The sequence below is a fragment of the Haloquadratum walsbyi C23 genome, from assembly GCF_000237865.1.
Classification (GTDB): Archaea; Halobacteriota; Halobacteria; order Halobacteriales; family Haloferacaceae; genus Haloquadratum; species Haloquadratum walsbyi.
This window is the reverse complement of sequence record NC_017459.1, coordinates 720398-740099: the sequence shown is the minus strand read 5'-3', so window position 1 is coordinate 740099 and position 19702 is coordinate 720398. Positions and strand designations below refer to the sequence as shown.

Below are 19702 nucleotides of genomic sequence, written 5' to 3'. Positions count from 1 at the left end.
GTCCTTGATAATATATTATCTTAGTAATGTCTGGATGAACCGAGATCGGTTGGATACTGACCCCATAATGAGTGAATATGATGCAATTTTTTAGGCTGACCAAAAGCGTTTAATCTCCCCGAATATCATGGGTTGATACATGAGTTATCCGGAGTTACCGGACGAGAGTAAAGACCGAAGCGGGACTAAAGATGCTGAATCAGCAACTGACCGTGTGTCAGCACACCAAACTTCGCCTGATCGACTTGTGTTCGCCGAGGATGGATATGCTGACGCGTGGATTGCGTGCGATGCAACACTTACAGAATCACTTGAGCGATAATTCACTGTTGGAATAAATAGTCGATTATCTGACCACTTTTATCGATGCGGGCGGTGCAGATTTGTTATTATGCGAATAATAAAATAGAGAATTACGAGTCGGATACGGTCAGTCCAACGAGTGCTGAAGAGGATGGAAGGAATCTCGAAATGAATGCAGCTTACTGCATTGCTGATTCGACAACAAGTGTATCGTCTTCGAGATAATGTTCGATATGATGGGCAGCGTCTTCGACTTCAATAAGATTCTCTCTTAGCATGTGCGCTGTCGTTGGGTCGTTGAGTCGCTCCGCAAGTTCGATATGATCTCGGAGCGTCTCAATGATGTCACCGTACATTTCCATGTCGTTCCCGAGTGATGTTCGAATGTCATAGACATCCTCATTCTCTGGTTCGACTGGTGATCGTTCTGAGATGGCTGATGGACTTGAAACCGGTGCGCCACCGAGTGCCTGTGCACGTTCTGCAAGTTCGTCAGCGAACTCCTCAGCCTCATCAGCGGCTTCGCCAAGGAATAGATGCAGGTCACGGAATTCTGCACCCTCGACGTTCCAGTGATGTTTCTTGAGTTGATGATATAGCGTTTGCGTCGCTGCCAGATCTGTGTTCAGCGCATCGACCAACTGTGATGCACGTTCAGAATCAATCCGAAGCGCGTCACTACCTTCGACCTCGTCAGCTCGGAGTCGAACTGTTTGTTGTGTGCTCATTGTATATACATATTAGACTGCGAGCAACTTAATGTTTTTGGCATCGATAAAATGATTTTCTGTTATCGAAAAAATTGTCTGATTCTCAAGATTATCCGGTGGGTATTTTCCGACAGATATATATTGTTCGTATATGCGTGTTGTCTCACTTCTTCCATCATCGACGGAGATCCTTACTGCGCTTGGTGTCGATCCTGTCGGTGTCTCTCATAGTTGTGATTACCCATCATCAGTGCATGAATTACCAACACTCACGAGCACACCGGTTGAGTATGGTCCCGATCAGTCTGCCAGTGATATCGATTCACAAATGCAATCAATTGAGGGTAGTGCATACGATCTTGATATCAATGCGCTTTCAGCGCTTGATCCGGATCTGATCATCACACAGGATACATGTGAGGTCTGTGCTGTTGATTCAACTGCTGTACATGAGGCTGTCGCTGCTCATGATATTAACGCTGACATCATGACACTTCATCCACACTCACTCACAGATGTGCTTGCTGATATCGAACGTGTCGGTACTGCCGTTGGAGTTCCCGATCTTGCAACAGACTATCGCCATCAATTAACCACACGGGTTGAGGCTCTCACTGAGCGTGCCGCACGGGTTGCTGCGGAATCGACTCGACCACGGACAGTTGCTCTTGATTGGACAGACCCAATCATTGCCGGCGGACACTGGGTCCCTGAGCTCATTGAACGAGCAGGTGGTGAACCGGGGCTCATCGATGGTGGTTCATCAACGCCACAACGATGGGCAGATATCGAGGAATTCGCTCCTGAAGTGCTTCTTGTTGCGCCCTGTGGGTTTGAGCTATCGCGTGCAATTGAAGCGGTTGAATCGATTAAATCAACTGCTGATGATGCATGGGACACACTCCCTGCTGTCGAGACAGGTGTCGTCGGTGCCATTGACGGCAATGGATATGTCAACCGACCAGGTCCCCGACTTGTTGATACACTCGAGATTATCGCTGGATTATGTCATCCAACAGCGTTTGATACGCCTGATTCTTCGATTGCGCGCTCACTAAATGATGTGTGATGACTGCGAATAGAAAGGAAACGCTCTTTTTAGGTACAAATAGATAATCCGATATATGAGTGATGAGGACGATGAGACGGCTGCTGATGATGCTCCCGAATCTGAGACGTCGATCGCTGTGACACCTGAGAGTGTTATAAGTCGTCTTGATGATGTCGAATCCGCGCTTGATGCTGCTGAAACCGAATCGGCACTTGATGAGGTTGAGACAACACTTGCGACAATTACGGATGATTTCGAAGCATCAACGCTTCCAGAGCCTGATGATGATGACGAGGAGGATCCAACAGATGAACTTGAAGCTCGCATTGAGGACCTCGAATCAGAACTCGACATCCAACGTGGTCCATACGCAAGCGATGTGATTGAGTCTCTCGAGGAAGCCACAACGACAATTGAGGAGACTCGCTGGACTGCAACTGGATTGAGCACAATTACTGACACTGTTGATGAAACCTATACCAATATCGCTGAGACAGTCTCAAATTCAATAACTGTCGATACATCGCTGGAGAAGATAGATGTGCCTGCTGATGGTGATGGGAGTAATAGCGATGAGGAGGCACGACTTATTACGCAACTCGATGGCTGTATGAGCGCAATTGCTGATGAGGGTCTTGACGCTGATGATGACGCAGCGACAATTGAAACACTAATCAAGACCGCTGAGACGCTTACAGAGGATCTTGAGAGCGCCGAGGAGTGGGACGATCTTGAGGTGAATGAGCAATTAATGGCTGAGGGCTATTATGACGTTCTTGGACATTACAAGGACTTTCCACCAGAGTGGTCAGCACTCAAAGAGTGGGAAAAGCGGGGGCGCGTTGATATGGTTTTACTCGCTAAAGAAAGTCTTCAGTCGGAATTTATGCAGGATCACTGTATGAATGCGCTTGTTCGAATGGCTGATCCTGCTGCATTCGACGAGATGCACGAACTCGCACAACGACGAGATAAAACAGCGATTAAAGCGCTTGGTCGAATGGGATCTGGAGCAACAGATGCTGTTGAGACTCTAAGTGAATATATTGACGAGGACTCTGATCCAGGACTACAAAAGGTAACGTTCCGAGCGCTTGGCGAGATTGGCTCATCAAGTGTGACACAGCCACTCGCAAATAAACTCATAATGGAAAATGATAATGTCCGACCATACGCTGCACGGGCACTTGGACTCATTGGAGACACACGGGCGATTCAGCCACTTGGGGAAACACTTCGCACAGATGAAAGTGATGATGTCCGCGCCGCTGCTGCATGGGCGCTTCGACAAATTGGGACACGAGATGCACTTCAAACAGCCGCAGAGCATGTTGATGAACGATCATATCTCATCCAGCACGAAGCCAAGCGAGCAGCAGATGCACTTGAAAGCGCCCCTGCATAGCCCTAATCGTCACAGTTACCATTACCGTTACCCTTACCGATACAGTCACCATCACCGTCACTGTCACCGATCCTGTGAGTAGAGCTTGAATCAAATCAACATCGCCATAAGATAATGAAATGTGATGTGATGTGATGTAATGTGTCGTATCAGAGACGACAAAGATACGATTCGTATGCAGTCTCCACCCCTGGATGGCATGATGGGCTCACCTGGAGAGGTCTATTCCGGACTCAGCAGATAAGAGTGCATAATCAAGTCTCAGTCTCAGTCTCAGTCTCAATTTCACAAAGACAATAGCTGAAACCTCGTGTTTATTTGTAGAAGTGAGACCAACGGGTGTATGCGTCTTTTTGAATTATCGACGGACACTAATACCTCATCACCAGTTCGTGCTCATCGCCACATTTCTATCGATGGATTAAGCATGACCGGTCGGCGATCATCTTTCGCTCATTCTCTTCTTAATTCTCATTTTCGATTGCTGATACTTATTGTGCTCATACTCTGCATCATGATTGTTGTCGCAAGTGGGGCAACCGCAGCAACCGCGGCAACGTCATCAATACCCGATCAAAAGACTCCAGTAATTGTCACGATTGTCCCGAATCCAGTTGCTGAGAATGATGTTGGCGAATTCATTGTCGTTGATACCGATGGTGTAAGTAATCTAACGCTCACTGATGGTGAGTCAATAATTACTGTTCCTGTTGTGCCAGGAGAGACTGTTGCACTCAGTGCAGCGCCGAATAAAACACGCCAGCGTGTTGAGATACCCGTTCGACAGGCTGCGGTTGGGCTCTCGAATGGTGGTGAGCAACTTATCCTCAATCATCAAAGTGAGCGCGTTCATGAAGTGACATACTCTGACGCACCAGAGGGAGAACGGCTCAATGCAACAAGTATGGAGTGGATCCCGCGTGGTGTTGAACTTCGGTCAGTCATGTCAACAGGGTCAGCTGACGTAACAGCATTTGTTCTGCCTGACACGCCGGCTATACCGATAACTGCGATTCAATCAGCGAATAAGCGAATACTACTAGCGGGGTATACTTATGTATCACCACCAATGACAGATGCGCTTCTTTCGGCTTCTGACCGTGGAGTGCGGATTCAGGTCTTATTAGAAGGGTCACCGGTTGGTGGACTCTCAACCGCGCAACGAACACAGCTCAATCGGTTGAGTAATAATGGAATAGTCGTCCAGTTACTCGCTGGGACGCCTGCACGATTTGCATATCATCATCCGAAATATGCTGTTATCGATAATTCCGCTATTGTTCTTTCAGAGAACTGGAAACCAGCCGGAACCGGCGGGAAAAATAGCCGTGGATGGGGAGTGCACGCACACTCACGTGCCACTGCAAGCGAATTAGCGTCTGTGTTTGCACATGATAGTACCGGCTATGATGTCATTCCATGGTCACAAGCGCGGACAGATATCGGCTTTAATGAGGTGCTTCCAGCGACCGGGCAGTATCCAACCCAGTTTGATGCAGAACTGATGAGTGTTGATGAGATTCGTGTTCTCACGGCTCCAGGGAACGCGGGTGAGGCCGTTCGGAGCCGTATTGATACCGCTGAAAAACGCATTGACGTTGTCAGTCCGCGAATGAATCCATCAGGACCATACTTTTATGCACTTGTTGATGCAGCAAAACGTGGGATTCAGGTCCGATTATTGCTCTCAGACGCATGGTATGACACTGATAAGAATCGTGCTGTTGTCAATCGCGCGTCTGAACTAAACGCAACTGGGCTTCCAATTCGTGCACAGATTGTCACGTCTGGTGATCAATTCGGGAAAATTCATGCAAAAGGTGCAATTATCGATGATCGCGTTGCTCTCGTTGGAAGTCTCAATTGGAATGAACACGCAGGAACGAAAAACCGAGAGGTTGTGCTCGAGCTCGTTGGAGATGAGCCAGCAACATACTATAGCCGCGTATTTATAGCCGATTGGCAGGGATATGAAGGAACTGACACAGCATCTCGTAGGGGTGTAAATACTGAATCGGAGCCAGAGTATGTACCGGTATTACTCGCATTAGGTGCCCTCGCAGCAGTCATTATCGCAGGGTACGCATTGTACTCGACTATTCTTTCAGATCATCCCTAGACGACTGAAACGAAGACACTCGATAATCAAACTGCATGGGACTTATTTTGAGGTGTGCATCTGATGCGAGAATTAAGATAGTCTTAGTCTGCATCTGTTTCGAGTTCACGGTGTGTATTATCTATTCCAGTAGGAACACCCCAAGCCTGCTCAATAGTCACATCATCAGTTACTCGATATTTGTATACAAGACGAATATCATCAGCGTCATTATGTGTCGAAATAGCAATTCGGGCTTATTCCTTCGGTATTCGTTCGCCAACCGGTCAATCCACAATGCGAACGGAACAGGTTCTGGTCACGTTGAACTCACAGCCACTAACGGCAAGAGAGTCAGATTTCTATATATGTGATGGGTATAACTCATCTTGTGTTGGGATCAGAATTGGAATTGAAAGCCTGGCGACGATTAACATCGACGACAACGTTGAGATATGACTCGCGAGCCGGGATATCTCATACATCAGCATCTACGAGCATCTGATATAATCAGTTCGACAGTTATCTCTAAACCTAGCTGGTCACTTGAGAAAAGACCCATAACACGGATATGTGGTATCCCTTGGAATTTCAACATTTATGTTTCGTAGTGTGTCCGGCTATGGGTGCGTCGAAGGAGGCTGTAGGTGTGAGCTTTTGATTCTGATCCTGACTCAAACGATGAGCCGAACGCGATACGTGACTGGACAGACGGTCGTCAGGGACGACGGACGTCAACATATATTATGGGACAAACACTGATACTGACACTACGATTATCCCTCACGACAATTGTAACATATCATGCTGGGGGTATTAGTTGATACACACAATATAACGGCGGGTTGTCGTTGATTCACAAAAGAGCCTGATAGTGATTAGTTCGAATAGTTTCACCGGCGGTGTCGAATGACGCTGGTTCAGCGACTCCTATCACCGACATGAACAATCACGGCGGTAAAGACTTGCACTAATCACTATGAGAGGAAAATATCACTGCAACATATCAATAACTGATACTCGTGCTGATATCATAGTATCACAGAAATTCTCGAAGAAATCCACCTATCGGTCTTCACCCAATCTGCTTGTCGTATGTCTCTTATCAGCATTGTAAATATAGATTCAACATGTATAATTAATAGTGTCTTTTTCACGAGAGGATTTCGGGGTAGATATGTGTGTTCGCTGTGTAGAGATAATATGGAAGGACTCCGAGAGGAAGTCGCAGAGCATAGAGCTCCAGAAGAAGATATCGACTCGCTTTTTGTTAATCGATGGTCGCCCAGAGCGATGACGGGCGAGTCACTCGATGAAGCACAATATATGCCGCTCTTCGAGGCAGCGCGATGGGCGCCGTCTTCGTACAATAACCAACATTGGCGTTTCCTGTACGCCACTCGGGAAGATGAAGAATTCGAGTTGTTTGCTGACCTGCTCATTGAAGCCAATCGAGAATGGGCGGAGGATGCCGGCGTGCTTGTCACTCTTGTGTCGAAGGAAACGTTCGATCATAATGGAGAGCATGCCCGTACTCACTCCTTTGATACAGGCGCAGCATGGCAGAACCTCGCACTTGAGGCTACTCGTCAAGGACTCGTTACACACGCGATGCAGGGACTTGACTATGAGGCTGCAGCAGAGCAACTCAATGTCCCAGATGGATTCAGCGTTGAATGTATGATTGCAATCGGTGAACATGCTCCTCCAGAGACACTTTCTGATGAACTACAAGAACGAGAGTTCCCAAGTGATCGAAAGCCCGTTGATGAAATACTCCATCGTGGTGGATTCGACGACTGAGTCGTTAAGATTTGGATTATCTGGTCACCCGACAGCAACAGTTTGTTAAAAAACGGAACACTGCAGAGATCTCATTTGTCGCTAATATTGTCTCTCGCTCTTATTTGATAGACAGACAGCCGATTTAGGACAGAATACATTATTCAGGCATCCGGTCAACTATCATATCGCATTACGACGCAGAACAATCGCACTCAGTAATTTAAATAAACGGTTGGATAAAAGTGTGAAACGAGTATTTCAGTTGTCGATTTGAGATGCACCGTCTGCAACAGCGTGTGATGAAAGTGTTGCATCAAGTTCCGCATCACCCATCTTCGTGACAAGACTGTCAAGAACCGCCTCACGCATCCCTTCGACAAATTTGATTGACCCAACAACAAGATGTCCGCCGCCAGAGACACCGCCCCCGATAACCTCCTCGTTAAGTTCGGTCACCATCCGCGGAATGTCTAGCCGAACACCGTCTGACCGTAATACCGCAAAGTCCGGACCATACCCAATGGTAATTACTGGTTCGCCATGTGCTTCGACTTGCCGGTCATGGAGTTTTCCTGTGGTTTTTCCAGGCGCGGGATAAGTGAATCGGTGAGCCCACTCATCAAGATCAATTTGATACAGATGCGCACCGGACTCAAGTCGGTCATGCGTAAGATGTGGAACGGTTGCATTGAGTTGTCGTTCAACATCGCGTTCAGCACGACTTGAGAGGAAATCAACAAGCTCAGCATGTCGTGATTCATCGCTGCATCCAACGTTCAATACATCATTGACAATTGATTGCCCATCACTGTATCGAAGCCAGTGAGCAGCATAATCAAGCGCTTCACCAAGCTCAAGTAATCGATCACGGTCATACCCAACGGTCGTTGCCAACTCAATATATGACGCCATTGCATCCGCTTTTGAGCGGTCTGCAAGCCCGGCAACTGCAGGGACATGTTGAATCTCATCAGTCACTGATGGGTCAATCATCCGTGCAAGTTCAACGCACAACATCCCGGTAGTAATGCGATAATCTTCATCATGAAGATACGGGTTTACATGAGCATCTAATAATGGATCAACGGCTGAAGGGTCAGGATGATGATGGTCAATCACTGCAGTAGGCACATCATAGTGTGCAAGGTTCTCGTATGCGGGTACATCCTCTTCTGTCGAACCATTATCAAGCATCAATAAAAATGGAAGTCGCTGTCCATGTCGTGATCGTCCCTCAAGTGCGAAATTAAGATCACGAGTGACATCCTCCATCTCATAGAATGGTGCTTTTGACGGAAGTCGCTTCACAAGATGTCGTGCGGCATCATCATCATCATACACATCCCGAATGTATCGTTCAAGAGCGAGCTGGACAGGAACCGATGCACACATTCCATCACCATCAGCATGATGACGAATACGAATTGGTCGTCCCTCAAGTACTGTCCGGCGAAGTAGTTGTGCAACATCACGAAGATCATCGATTAACGGTTCAAGTGCATCCCACTCAATAAGCGGTGAAACATCCGGAGGAGCGGCGCGTCGTGTGAAGGCAGTATCGAGACGTGCTCGTGTTTCCTCAGCGTCAGCACCATCGAGTTGCGTCAGTGATTCAACTTCAATTTGAAGTGAGCCGTTATGTGGCTCAACAGCCCCACCAACACGGACAATGTCATCAAGTTCAACCGTAGGGAATGCACGGACTCCTGCCTCTTGAAAGGCTGCTGTGGCGACAATCCCGGTTTCATCAGCAACTCGGAAGATTGTTGGACCACCGGTCTGTTTGATTTTTGTTACCTTTCCTGCGACATATGCATCTATTCCCGGTTCAAGCTCTTCGATTGCGGTGAGTTCGGGGTCATGCTCAACAACAACGGTCTGATAGCTTGATTCATTGAAGACATCAAATGCGAGATCACCGTTATCGCGGACAGACTCAAGTGTGACCGTCAACCGATCACCGACTTCATACGAGCGGTCAAGATTTGAATCATGAACAAGTCCTGAAATATCGTCCGCAATATCGATGAAAATACCGTACTCAACAACCCCATTTACCACTGCGTGATAGTTCGCATCATGTTCAATATCTTCACGTGTACAATTAGGGGCAAGATCATAAACGATAGGTCGTGAATCGGCGCCCGAATTCGGACGCGAGTCGCCGGAATCTCCGGCGCTATCAGTAGTCATACTATATTTGAGTAGTGCGTTGTGGTTAAGACTTTAGTTTGTACTGCGTCGAATTCTTTCAGATAAGAACCGCATTGTACAGCGATCTCAACCAACATTCTCACTAGAATAATTGTGAGATATCTCTGCGTTATCGGTGGATACTCACTGCCGTAGTATCATAATCAATGTCATTTGTTTGAAATGCTGAGTGACGGGCAGAACTCCCTCGAAAGGTGTATAGAAGAGGCTGCCTTTGGATTCAATATGCGACTTTTCCGGTCGAGTGCAGTGTTGGGAATTGCGTCTGACGCATTAGAGTTTGCACGCGAGGCCTCAGAGGAGGCGCACCCGAATGAGTATATGGGCTTGCTTCGTGGTGAGGACGCACGTCGTATTGGACTTGACCGATCTGGGACTGTAATCACGGAGGTGCTCATCGTTCCCGGAACACAATCAACACCTACCAGTGCGACGATTGATTCAAATATGGTTCCGAATGACCGTCATGCAGTTGGCTCGATTCATTCACATCCAAACGGTGTACTCAAGCCGAGCGACACCGACCGGAATGCATTCGGGAAGGGACGCGTTCATATTATTATCGGTCATCCATATGAGGTGACTGACTGGGCTGCATTTGATCAGCACGGTGATCGACGGTCACTTGAGGTGGTAGATGTCGATCTTCCTGACCCAGAGGCATTTTTTGATTTTGATGAAACAGATCTTGATATTGATCATACCAAACAGTCTGGTGATGAAGAGCAGAGTCGCTGGGATGTCGAAATGGACACTCCAACACAATCGAACCAGCAATCTAATCAGAACACTGACACCGATATGCAGACGGATGATGACCGGGGATGGCGATGACAGAGGAGGCTGAATGTGTTATTGCGCAAGGAACATTTGATATCTTACATCCCGGTCATATTCATTATCTAACCGAGGCAGCGACATTTGGTACTGAATTACATGTGATTATTGCCCGTCGCAGAAATGTGACTCATAAGCCGAAGCCAGTGTTGCCAGATCGTCAACGGCGCGATGTCGTCGATGCACTTGAAATCGTCACCGCTGCCCATCTTGGTCATCCTGAGGACATTTTCATTCCAATTGAACGATTACAACCGGACGTTATTGTCCTTGGACATGATCAACATCATGATATCGACGCCGTTCGCGATGCTCTTAGCGGTCGTGATATCGCATGTGATGTTGTCAGAGCAAGTGCACGTGATCCACAGTATGATGATGAAATTCTCTCGACTGGGACAATTGTTGATCAAATCCTCACACAGCGTGGATCAAAGCCAGAAAGGACACAAACAGACACAGATATAGACTTAGACTCGGACTCGGACCCAAATCCGGATCCCAACCCACAGACCCAGACAGACTGAGTTGTAATGAACTGGCGTCAGTTATGAGCTATCAGCGTTCTTTTGTTGAGTGTCAAGCCATTGTTGATATTCATCCTGTGAGACAACATCAACAGTGAAGTACATCTGTGAGTGTGCAACACCACAGAACTGTGTACAGTATCCCTGGTAACTGCCAGTCTCATATGGGACGGTCTTAATGGAATTAACCTGTCCTGGCATCGAATCCTGTTTTAATGCCATCTTTGGCACATGGAAGCCATGGATCACATCACGAGAGGTCGTTCGAATGACGACCGGACGGTCTTCAGGAACGACCATTGTGTTCCCATTAGTGAAGTTTCCAGCTTCGGGATATGACATTTCCCATCCCCATTGATATGCCTCTGCACGAACAACAACCGGCTTTTGCTGTTCGCCATTGACAGCTTCGCCTGCAGCGTTTTCTGCCTGCGGTTGATATGTAATATTTTCATTTGCGAGAACACCATATGAGGCAACGCCAACAAATAATAAAATAAGTGCCGTCGCAACAGTCCATGTGATCTCAAGTCGACGATTCTCTTGAGTTGGCGTTGGATCGTCATTATTCCGGAACTTCATGACGGTATAAATCAGAATCGCTTCAACAAGAATCGTAATCGGGACTCCAACATACAGTAGCTTTCCGTTCAATCCATTGATCAACTCGGCACTGGCTGATGACTGCGCAGCGACCGGCATGGCGACCGCCCCAAGCGCCAGTGTCGAAAGTACGGAAACGAGTGCCAAACGCGTGTGTCGCATCGCAGAGAGCTTTGTGTGAGATGCATAAATAGTTGCTGTCTTTCAAGCGCATCTTATCGAAGCGGGGGTGATAAGTATCGTCAAAATCAAACCTTCATCGGTGACATTGGTGGCTGAACAAACGGCGACCACGACATCTGCAATAGATATAAGACGATTTCATGGATTACTTGCGGGGACGGCAATGGGTGTGTACCTGCTTGTATTGGTTGGTGTAACAACGGCTGTGACTGATGCCGCTGCGGCATGTGCTGCATGGCCGATATGCGGAAACGGCTGGGCAACGCCAAGGTCAGCCATTGGATGGCTTGCAGTCGGACATCGAGTTATTGCAGTAATTATTGGGATTTGTGCTGTTGTAACACTCGGCGTTGGTATACGTGAGCAAATCGAACGACGTGTTCTCATGACAGTTGCAGTCGGGAGCTTTTTATATCCAATTCAAGCAGCCGTTGGGGCGGTTGTCGCGGTTCAGGGTCCAGATCTGACACTTTCGATTATTCATCTTATTGGTGGACTGGGTATCTTTCTGACACTGGCGATTGCACTTGCATGGTCACTTGAGACTGAAACCGGTGATCCAACAGAAACGCAAACAACACCATCGAAACCAGAGCCAGATCAAGACCTTCCGCCGGCGTCTGAATATGACCCAGACCTCCCAACAGATCCCCGAGATCGACTTCTTGCGACTCTACGCGCATACATCCGATTGACAAAACCACGACTGATGTGGCTCCTCTGTCTTGTTGCCTCGGCTGGAATGACTCTTGGGGCAACAACGACAGGTCAATTGACACCAGGGATTGCGCTTGCGACGCTTGGTGGTGGTGTTCTCTCGATTGGAGCCTCTGGAACGTTTAATCATGTTCTTGAACGTGATGTCGACCGTCGGATGCAGCGAACGAGTGATAGACCATTAGCGACTGATCTTGTTCCAGTCTGGAATGCAATTGCATTTGGGATACTACTCACAGTCATCTCAATTGTCTTGTTTTCGTGGGTAAACATGCTTGCGGCTATACTTGGCGGAGTTGCAATTGTCTTTTATAGTGTTGTATATACGCTTTTACTCAAACCGAACACCGTCCAAAACACCGTCATTGGGGGTGCTGCAGGAGCACTTCCAGCACTTATTGGATGGGTAGCTGTGACTGGAGATATTGGATTTGGTGGTCTTGCACTCGCGACGGTCATTTTCCTATGGACCCCAGCACACTTCTACAATCTTGCACTAGCGTATAAGGAGGATTATGAACGAGGAGGATTCCCGATGATGCCGGTTGTTCGCGGAGAAACAGAAACACGAAAACACGTCATTTGTTGGCTTGCACTAACGCTTGTTGCTGCTGGAGGACTTGCAACAATAGAGGCACTTGGTATTGTATACGCAGTTGCGAGTATCGTCTTTGGAGCAGTGTTTCTATATTTCGCTATCAAACTCCACTATGAGCAGACGAAGGCTGCTGCATTCCATTCATTCCATGCCTCAAACGCATATCTGGGAGCGGTCCTGATTGCAATTGTCTTCGACACATTGGTGATTTAATGTGTCTGTTGAAAAAGCATTCAGAACGACACAGCGAACACAAGACCTTGTCTATGCAACGCTTCTTGGAAATTCATTAATTTGTCTTGCGCTTGGCTATCTACTGATTGCTGATATCACGATAACACAACCACGGTACACGATCTATGGGCTTCTATGGATATTCGTTGGGGCGATTGTTATCTGGAAAACAAACCCTGCATCAGCCGATGCGCGAACGCGTCGACGGGCAACTATTGTTGCAATAGTATATTTGAGTATTCTTAGCATCGTTGGCGGTGTGATTATCACAACCGGTGGAAATGCAGCAAATGCGCTCACCCAATCATTTGGTATTCGTGTTGCGACGTTACTTCCAGGTTGGGGTCCTGCACCGATTATCACAACTCCAATAGGAGCAGTAGTATTGATGCCCGCACGTATTGTTGGGTATCTTGCGTTGACGTATCTGGTTTATGCAACGGTTATTGATGCTGCCAGGGCAGCTATTTCAGGTATCGTTGGATTACTCTCATGTGTGTCTTGCTCATGGCCGGTTATTGCGTCAGTACTCTCCGGTGTGCTTGGCGGTGGGTCAGCCGTTGCTGCGATTGCAGTTGATTTCTCATACGATGTATCGACTATCGTGTTCATATTGACGATTGCTCTATTGTACTGGCGACCAATAGTCGGTCGAGTTGGAGATTAAGAGCGATCTGGGAGTATGAAACCAGTGGTGATATTGCCGATTGCTGTTGTGACGATGACTGAGACACAAGACTCTATAAATAACATATCAGTAATCCAGTTATTACAGCTCGTCGAGAATAATGAGGGTTGAGTCATCAACTATCTCACTTGTGTTGAAGTTAGGACAGATCAGGCTCGCGTTCGCGCTCGCGCTCAGATTCAGACTCAAGACCTGATTCAGACTCAGAGTCTCGTTGCTCATCAGACTGTGTGTCATCGGTCTGAGTCACATTCGAATTTGGGGTCGGGGTCGGGGTCGGGTCTTCATTTTCACTATTCGTAGTCTCTCGATTTGCTTGCTCTGTGGCGAGTGCACGATCGATTTCATCAACACCACCAACAAGTGGCTCCACAGTGAGAACGTTGCCTCCACCAGGGTCAACAACGACGACTTCAGTCCCAGCAGTAAGCTCATCATCAACCGAGCGAGCACTGTAGTATGGGTCAAATCCGCCAGCATCAAGTTTGACCTGCCCTTGCGTTGGTGTCACGCGTTCAGTAACACGACCATATGTTCCTGTGAGGCTATTTGAATCGCTTGTTTGTTCGGACCCGGTTGTGCCATATATGTCGAATTCTCGATAGCCAAGAAGCGCAGCGGCACCAAATAAGACGACAAGCCCGCTGAGAACAAGCGGCGACGCAGTTCCAAGAAGCAAACCAACGAGTCCAGTCGCTAGTAACGACACCCCAAGAACAACAAAATGCGCACCAGGGGCAAATGCCTCAAGAATACTCAATCCAAGACCTGCCGTAATGAGCAGTAATGACAGCGTCTCCGCCGGCAACGACAGTTGTGCGACGACGGAGATCGCCTGAGTTACCATAGTAGATAATTAGATGTGCGAGTGTTAAACGGTTGCGCACAGGGTGATGCATTGAATCGGCTTCTGCTCAAACACTGGAACTCAAAAGTTGGGATGCAGGATATACGATGTTCTCGATAGATGAGCTATAAAAAACGACGATACAACTGAAAGTATAGACCCATCACAAGATCGATTAGATTAGATTCGGTACAATCGTTGAGACAAGTAGTCCGAGGGTTCCAAGCACACCAAGAGCAACAAAGAGGACGTGCTCAGGAATCGGGCGTTCAGGCTCAATTGGCTCTGGTTCCGCGACTGCTTCGGGTTCGAATGCAGTATCATCAGTGGAGTTAGTATTATCCTCATTCTCTATCGTATACGCACTTACTGGTTCTGAATCGGAACGAGAGGTGGTATCAGGCTGATTGTCATCTGTCATTGTCTCTAAATAGATGGTCATCACAAAAACATCTGCCGGGTATATCTCGAAGAGTCTGTCTGCCGTGTAGTGTTAGTGTCTTATTTCAAATCTAAAGCCGAGAGATAACTGAGAAGACCTGCATATATTCCTGCTGGTAAGCGTTGTATACTCCAAGTGAGAACACTAGAGATTGACCTCCTCCTCCGCGTGAACGCGGAGGAATACAGCCATATCTGTGTCTATATTTATTACTTTCCGACAGCATACACAGCTCAATTCATTGATTAGACCATTACTTTGGAATGGTATCAGTTTCGGTCCTGATCATGTGAGCGGGTGAGATCGCCCTCATATACAATACCTCGCTCAGCATGGATTGTAATCGCGGTGCCATCCGAGATCTGAGGGGGTAATGGTGCACCTGAGATCATCGGAATATCAAGTTCGCGTGCAATAACAGCAGGATAGCCGGTCATACCTGGGCGTGCATCAATAATTCCACCAAGCATCGCTGCATCATGATCAAATTCAGCATCAAAATCAGCAGGAAGCGCGAGGATTGCTCCATGCGGGATCTCATCAAGTCTGCCGTCAGTTGGCGTCGCCAGTGGTCCAGCAGTGCGACCTCCAACAACTTTCCGTCCAGTTGCAATTGTTTCAGCAACAACGTGTACTTTGAGCATATTTGTTGTATTCGTCCCTTCAAGTTCTGTCATCATCCCTGAAAGCACAACAATCGTATCCCCTGAACTGGCAACGTTTGCATCAAGCGCTGCATCAACAGCATCCTCCATCATTCCCTCAATATCTCCGTGAGACCCAGAGTATGTTGAGGCTACTCCCCATGAAAGCGTTAATTGTCGACGAACACGGTCATTTGGTGTTATTGCAATAACCGGTACTCCCGGACGAAATTTCGCTGTTTTTCGAGCTGTATAGCCAGACTCAGACGCTGCAACAATAGCACTTGCACCAACGTCACGAGCAAGATACCGCGCTGACCGTGCAAGTGCCTCCGTGCGTGAATTCTCTGCAGCAGTCGGAACATGCTCTTGCTCAGTGGTACCATATTCAGCACTTGATTCGATCTGTCGGACGATCCTGTCCATTGTCTCAACAACATGGACAGGGTTATCACCGATTGCTGTTTCACCAGAAAGCATCACTGCATCGGTCCCATCAAGAACTGCATTGGCGACATCTGAAGCCTCTGCACGCGTTGGGCGACGCGCCTGAACCATTGAATCAAGCATCTCAGTCGCAGTGATGACCGGGGTTCCAGTGTCGTGACATTGGGTGATAATACGCTTTTGAATAACTGGCACCTCCTCAAGTGGCATCTCAACACCCAGATCACCACGTGCGACCATGATTCCATAGGCTGCATCGATAATCTCATCAAGATTCTCAACAGCACCAGCGCGCTCTATTTTTGCAACAACAGGGATATCACCGCCAAGAGCGTCAAGCGCGTCGCTGATCATGTATACATCAGCCGCTGATCGGACGAACGACGCGGCGACAAAATCAGCATTCGCTTCAGCAGCAACACGAAGGTCCTCTCGGTCGCTCTCAGTAAGGAGGTCAATATCAAGATTGACGCCCGGGACATTGACCCCTTTTCGACCACCGAGTTCGCCACCGGAGTCGACATGTGCAATGACACCATCCGAATCGACACTTCGAACCGTTGTTTCGATTCGACCATCATCAAGTAACACAGTATCACCAGGGTCAACAGCATCAATTGAATATGAGAGACCGATTACCTCAGGGGTTATTTCATCACCGGTGGTGAATCGAATCTCACTATCTGAATCAATAGATATTGAATCGGACGACGGAGCTGTCCGTACTTCAGGCCCCTGTAAGTCAACCATCGCAGCCACGGGCTTATCAGTTACTTTATCAACACTTCTAATTCGATCGATAACTAACCGTCGATGGTCAGGTGTGCCATGACTGGCGTTAAGCCGGGCAACACTCATACCTGCGTTGACGAGAGCCCGAATTGTCGACTGTTCGTCAGACGCTGGTCCGAGCGTACAGACGATTTTAGCGTTTCGCATGCAAACGTGTACTCGGGAACGAATAAAAAGACCGCTGATGATATTTATCGCCTCATCCAGCGGCGCTATTGAATGGATGTTCCTGGATCAGCATCCTCACGTGTCGTAAGAAGGTCTGCATCTGCCCCTGCTGCAAGCAACATTCCATTTGACTCAACACCGAATATCTCAGCTTTCTCAAGATTTGCAACAATAACAACCGTTTCGCCAATGAGATCATCAAGATCATGTAATTGGCGGATTCCTGCAACGAGTTGTCGTTGTTCAATACCGAGGTCAACAACGATACGAGCGAGTTTATCTGCATCTTCGATTGGCTCTGTTTCGATAATTTCTGCCACCCGGAGGTCGAGTTCTTCGAACTCCTCAAAGTCAATTCGCTCATCAGCAATTGGGTCAATCTCAGTCATATCGGATTCAGAGTGTGATTCATTTGTCGTTTCGGATACGTCAGTCCCAGTCCCGGTCTCTGTCTCTGTATCAGTCTCTGTCTCTGTATCTGTATCACTGTCATCATCATCGGTCGGGTCGGTGACGCGATCAGCAAGCTTTGCTGTGAGTTCATCAACGCGTTCTTCAGGGATTTTCTCAAAGAGTTCAGTTGGCTCATCAAACGTCTGCGGTGGTGCGACAAGCGCAGATTCGATACCGACTGTATGAATATCACCTGATTCTCCGAGATCAGCCCACACTCGCTCGGCAGCAGCGGGTGTTACCGGCTCAAACAACACGGCAATTGCCTTTGCAAGTTGAATACAATCGCGCATGACCTGTTGTTTCTGTGGGTCGTCATTACTCAGTTTCCATGGCTCATGGTGTTGAATATACTCATTGCCAAACTGAGCGAGTTTGACTGCTGCATCGCCAACGGCTCGAACAGAATACTCATTGACGCCTGCAGTAAATGCGTTAATTGCTGTTTCAATGCGCTCCTCAACGGAGTCAGAAAGCGCGATATCAGGTGTCCCATCAAATTCACGCGCAGCGAAGAGCAGTGATCGATAGATGAAATTCCCAACAGTTCCAACAAGTTCATTATTCACTCGTTCGCGAAAGCGACTCCAAGAGAAATCAACGTCCTGTTGGAATCCACCATTCGTCGCAAGATAATATCTGAGTAGATCTGGATGGAATCCTTCTGCAAGATATTCATCAGCCCATACAGCACGATTACGTGAAGTCGAAAATCCCTTTCCTTCGAGTGTAATGAATCCTGAAGCCATCACAGCCCGGGGTTCTGTATATCCAGCTGCATGCAACATCGCTGGCCAAAACACGGTATGATGTTGGATAATATCTCGGCCGATAATATGGATAATTTCTCCACCATTGTTGATATTGGATGGAGAGTTGCCTTCACTGGAGTCTTTAGCCGAAGACGAGGAGTGAGAGCGCACACCCGGTATATCACGCCATGCATTCTTCCAGTCAAATGAGTCAGTACCAACCCTCTCTGCGTATTGCTTTGTTGATGAGATGTACTCAATTGGAGCGTCAACCCATACATAAAGGACAAGATCGTTATCATCAGGATAGTCCACTCCCCAGTCCATATCGCGCGTAATACACCAATCCTGTAGTTCACCCTCAACCCATTCTCGGGGTTGGTTCTGCGCGTTTGTGGTTCCCTCAAGTCGATCAAGAAATGACGACAGATATGATTGAAGCTCTGAGACTGCAAAGAATTGGTGTTCACGACGTCGATATTCTGCGTCATTCCCAGTGATCGTTGAAACGGGTGTTTCGATCTCACCAGGCTCAAGATGTCGCCCACAACCCTCATCACACTCATCACCCCGTGCGTGAGCACCACAGTATGGACAGGTCCCATTGACAAACCGATCTGGAAGCCACTGGTCGGCTGCTGGGTCATACGCGACTGGAATCTCTCGTTCATAAACATATCCAGCCTGAATCAATGCTTCGACAATCTCACGCGTCATTTCAACATTCGTCTCATCATGAGTATGTCCGTAATTATCGAACTCAATCCCAAATTGAGGGAAGGTCGTTTCATATTGCTCATGATGCCGAAGTGCAAATGACTCCGGGGTAACCCCTTCCTCAGCCGCATTCACCGCGACTGGTGTTCCGTGCATATCGGAACCTGATACGAACGCCGTCTCCTGACCAAGACGTTTGAGCGCCCGACTAAAGATATCGCCGCCAACATACGTCCGAAGATGTCCAATATGGAGATCACCGTTCGCATACGGGAGTCCACACGTCACCACCGCTGGATCGTCAGTCGGAAATGACTCACGTGTCTGTGTCTGCGTTTCTGTATTCATCTTACTCATTGTATACTGTTTCATAGTCATATAGGGAAGGGCAAAATCCCGCTGATTTGAGTGACGAATAAACCCCACCTGAGGGTGATTCACAAACGTAAGTAATCATATCAATCAGATAGCATGTGGAACGCTTACT

At 47.8% G+C, this 19702-nt stretch carries 15 protein-coding genes and 1 pseudogene; 9 read left to right on the top strand and 7 right to left on the bottom strand.

The window, feature by feature from the left end; all coding sequences use genetic code 11:
- Positions 1 to 139 precede the first annotated feature (139 nt).
- The gene (locus HQRW_RS03245) at positions 140 to 322 is read left to right on the top strand and encodes a hypothetical protein (protein WP_011570867.1); all 183 of its coding nucleotides are present in this window, start codon (positions 140 to 142) and stop codon (positions 320 to 322) included.
- Positions 323 to 482: 160 nt separating this feature from the next.
- On the opposite strand, the gene dpsA is transcribed toward HQRW_RS03245, so the two are convergent.
- Positions 483 to 1031: a DNA starvation/stationary phase protection protein DpsA gene (gene dpsA, locus HQRW_RS03240; RefSeq protein WP_011570866.1), complete on the bottom strand. Its 549-nt coding sequence runs from the start codon at positions 1029 to 1031 to the stop codon at positions 483 to 485.
- Between the two features lie 133 nt (positions 1032 to 1164).
- Between dpsA and HQRW_RS03235 the strand changes: the two genes are divergently transcribed.
- The 4 genes from HQRW_RS03235 to HQRW_RS03220 all read left to right on the top strand — a co-directional run bounded on the left by HQRW_RS03235 (position 1165) and on the right by HQRW_RS03220 (position 7370).
- The gene (locus HQRW_RS03235; protein ID WP_014555447.1) at positions 1165 to 2082 is read left to right on the top strand and encodes an ABC transporter substrate-binding protein; all 918 of its coding nucleotides are present in this window, start codon (positions 1165 to 1167) and stop codon (positions 2080 to 2082) included.
- Between the two features lie 55 nt (positions 2083 to 2137).
- On the top strand, positions 2138 to 3469 hold the full coding sequence (locus HQRW_RS03230) for a HEAT repeat domain-containing protein (RefSeq protein ID WP_014555446.1): 1332 nt from the start codon (positions 2138 to 2140) through the stop codon (positions 3467 to 3469).
- A 343-nt stretch (positions 3470 to 3812) separates the two neighbouring features.
- Positions 3813 to 5588 (top strand): phospholipase D-like domain-containing protein, encoded by a 1776-nt coding sequence (locus HQRW_RS03225; RefSeq protein WP_049891598.1) that lies wholly within the window; start codon positions 3813 to 3815, stop codon positions 5586 to 5588.
- Positions 5589 to 6770: 1182 nt separating this feature from the next.
- Entirely contained in the window at positions 6771 to 7370 is a 600-nt protein-coding gene (locus HQRW_RS03220) for a nitroreductase family protein (RefSeq protein ID WP_014555444.1), read from the top strand.
- A 240-nt stretch (positions 7371 to 7610) separates the two neighbouring features.
- Here HQRW_RS03220 and HQRW_RS03215 read toward each other — a convergent pair whose 3' ends face one another.
- Positions 7611 to 9545 carry a DHH family phosphoesterase gene (locus HQRW_RS03215; protein WP_014555443.1) on the bottom strand — a complete coding sequence of 645 codons (1935 nt, stop codon included), beginning with the start codon at positions 9543 to 9545 and terminating at the stop codon, positions 7611 to 7613.
- A gap of 246 nt (positions 9546 to 9791) precedes the next feature.
- Here HQRW_RS03215 and HQRW_RS03210 point away from each other — a divergent pair.
- Together HQRW_RS03210 and HQRW_RS03205 are read left to right on the top strand one after the other, a co-directional pair.
- Positions 9792 to 10265 (top strand): annotated as a pseudogene (locus HQRW_RS03210) (Mov34/MPN/PAD-1 family protein); the annotation flags it as partial.
- A gap of 131 nt (positions 10266 to 10396) precedes the next feature.
- The gene (locus HQRW_RS03205; RefSeq protein ID WP_014555441.1) at positions 10397 to 10930 is read left to right on the top strand and encodes an adenylyltransferase/cytidyltransferase family protein; all 534 of its coding nucleotides are present in this window, start codon (positions 10397 to 10399) and stop codon (positions 10928 to 10930) included.
- Between the two features lie 21 nt (positions 10931 to 10951).
- Here the strand turns inward: HQRW_RS03205 and coxB are convergent, their stop codons facing one another.
- Positions 10952 to 11695 (bottom strand): cytochrome c oxidase subunit II, encoded by a 744-nt coding sequence (coxB, locus tag HQRW_RS03200; protein ID WP_011570858.1) that lies wholly within the window; start codon positions 11693 to 11695, stop codon positions 10952 to 10954.
- A gap of 184 nt (positions 11696 to 11879) precedes the next feature.
- Here coxB and cyoE point away from each other — a divergent pair, with 184 nt between their 5' ends.
- Both cyoE and HQRW_RS03190 read left to right on the top strand, forming a co-directional pair.
- Positions 11880 to 13244, top strand: coding sequence for a heme o synthase (cyoE, locus tag HQRW_RS03195; protein WP_231852471.1), 1365 nt, complete (start codon positions 11880 to 11882; stop codon positions 13242 to 13244).
- Between the two features lies 1 nt (position 13245).
- On the top strand, positions 13246 to 13932 hold the full coding sequence (locus HQRW_RS03190; protein ID WP_014555439.1) for a DUF7546 family protein: 687 nt from the start codon (positions 13246 to 13248) through the stop codon (positions 13930 to 13932).
- Positions 13933 to 14092: 160 nt separating this feature from the next.
- On the opposite strand, the gene HQRW_RS03185 is transcribed toward HQRW_RS03190, so the two are convergent.
- The 4 genes from HQRW_RS03185 to metG all read right to left on the bottom strand — a co-directional run bounded on the left by HQRW_RS03185 (position 14093) and on the right by metG (position 19593).
- Positions 14093 to 14800, bottom strand: coding sequence for an NfeD family protein (locus HQRW_RS03185; RefSeq protein WP_014555438.1), 708 nt, complete (start codon positions 14798 to 14800; stop codon positions 14093 to 14095).
- Between the two features lie 175 nt (positions 14801 to 14975).
- Entirely contained in the window at positions 14976 to 15221 is a 246-nt protein-coding gene (locus HQRW_RS03180; RefSeq protein WP_231852400.1) for a DUF7312 domain-containing protein, read from the bottom strand.
- Positions 15222 to 15511: 290 nt separating this feature from the next.
- Positions 15512 to 17272, bottom strand: a complete 1761-nt coding sequence (gene pyk / locus HQRW_RS03175; protein WP_014555436.1) for a pyruvate kinase — start codon at positions 17270 to 17272, stop codon at positions 15512 to 15514.
- 65 nt (positions 17273 to 17337) lie between these two features.
- Positions 17338 to 19593, bottom strand: coding sequence for a methionine--tRNA ligase (gene metG, locus HQRW_RS03170; RefSeq protein ID WP_014555435.1), 2256 nt, complete (start codon positions 19591 to 19593; stop codon positions 17338 to 17340).
- Between the last annotated feature and the right edge of the window lie 109 nt (positions 19594 to 19702).

What these genes read in the sequence shown, in the direction of transcription:
- coxB (WP_011570858.1), bottom strand. Translation starts at nt 11,695, where the DNA reads ATGCGACACACGCGTTTGGCACTCGTTTCCGTACTTTCGACACTGGCG.
- HQRW_RS03185 (WP_014555438.1), bottom strand. Translation starts at nt 14,800, where the DNA reads ATGGTAACTCAGGCGATCTCCGTCGTCGCACAACTGTCGTTGCCGGCG.
- HQRW_RS03235 (WP_014555447.1), top strand. Translation starts at nt 1,165, where the DNA reads ATGCGTGTTGTCTCACTTCTTCCATCATCGACGGAGATCCTTACTGCG.
- HQRW_RS03225 (WP_049891598.1), top strand. Translation starts at nt 3,813, where the DNA reads ATGCGTCTTTTTGAATTATCGACGGACACTAATACCTCATCACCAGTT.
- pyk (WP_014555436.1), bottom strand. Translation starts at nt 17,272, where the DNA reads ATGCGAAACGCTAAAATCGTCTGTACGCTCGGACCAGCGTCTGACGAA.
- HQRW_RS03220 (WP_014555444.1), top strand. Translation starts at nt 6,771, where the DNA reads ATGGAAGGACTCCGAGAGGAAGTCGCAGAGCATAGAGCTCCAGAAGAA.
- HQRW_RS03205 (WP_014555441.1), top strand. Translation starts at nt 10,397, where the DNA reads ATGACAGAGGAGGCTGAATGTGTTATTGCGCAAGGAACATTTGATATC.
- HQRW_RS03245 (WP_011570867.1), top strand. Translation starts at nt 140, where the DNA reads ATGAGTTATCCGGAGTTACCGGACGAGAGTAAAGACCGAAGCGGGACT.
- metG (WP_014555435.1), bottom strand. Translation starts at nt 19,593, where the DNA reads ATGACTATGAAACAGTATACAATGAGTAAGATGAATACAGAAACGCAG.
- dpsA (WP_011570866.1), bottom strand. Translation starts at nt 1,031, where the DNA reads ATGAGCACACAACAAACAGTTCGACTCCGAGCTGACGAGGTCGAAGGT.
- HQRW_RS03180 (WP_231852400.1), bottom strand. Translation starts at nt 15,221, where the DNA reads ATGACAGATGACAATCAGCCTGATACCACCTCTCGTTCCGATTCAGAA.
- cyoE (WP_231852471.1), top strand. Translation starts at nt 11,880, where the DNA reads ATGGGTGTGTACCTGCTTGTATTGGTTGGTGTAACAACGGCTGTGACT.
- HQRW_RS03230 (WP_014555446.1), top strand. Translation starts at nt 2,138, where the DNA reads ATGAGTGATGAGGACGATGAGACGGCTGCTGATGATGCTCCCGAATCT.
- HQRW_RS03215 (WP_014555443.1), bottom strand. Translation starts at nt 9,545, where the DNA reads ATGACTACTGATAGCGCCGGAGATTCCGGCGACTCGCGTCCGAATTCG.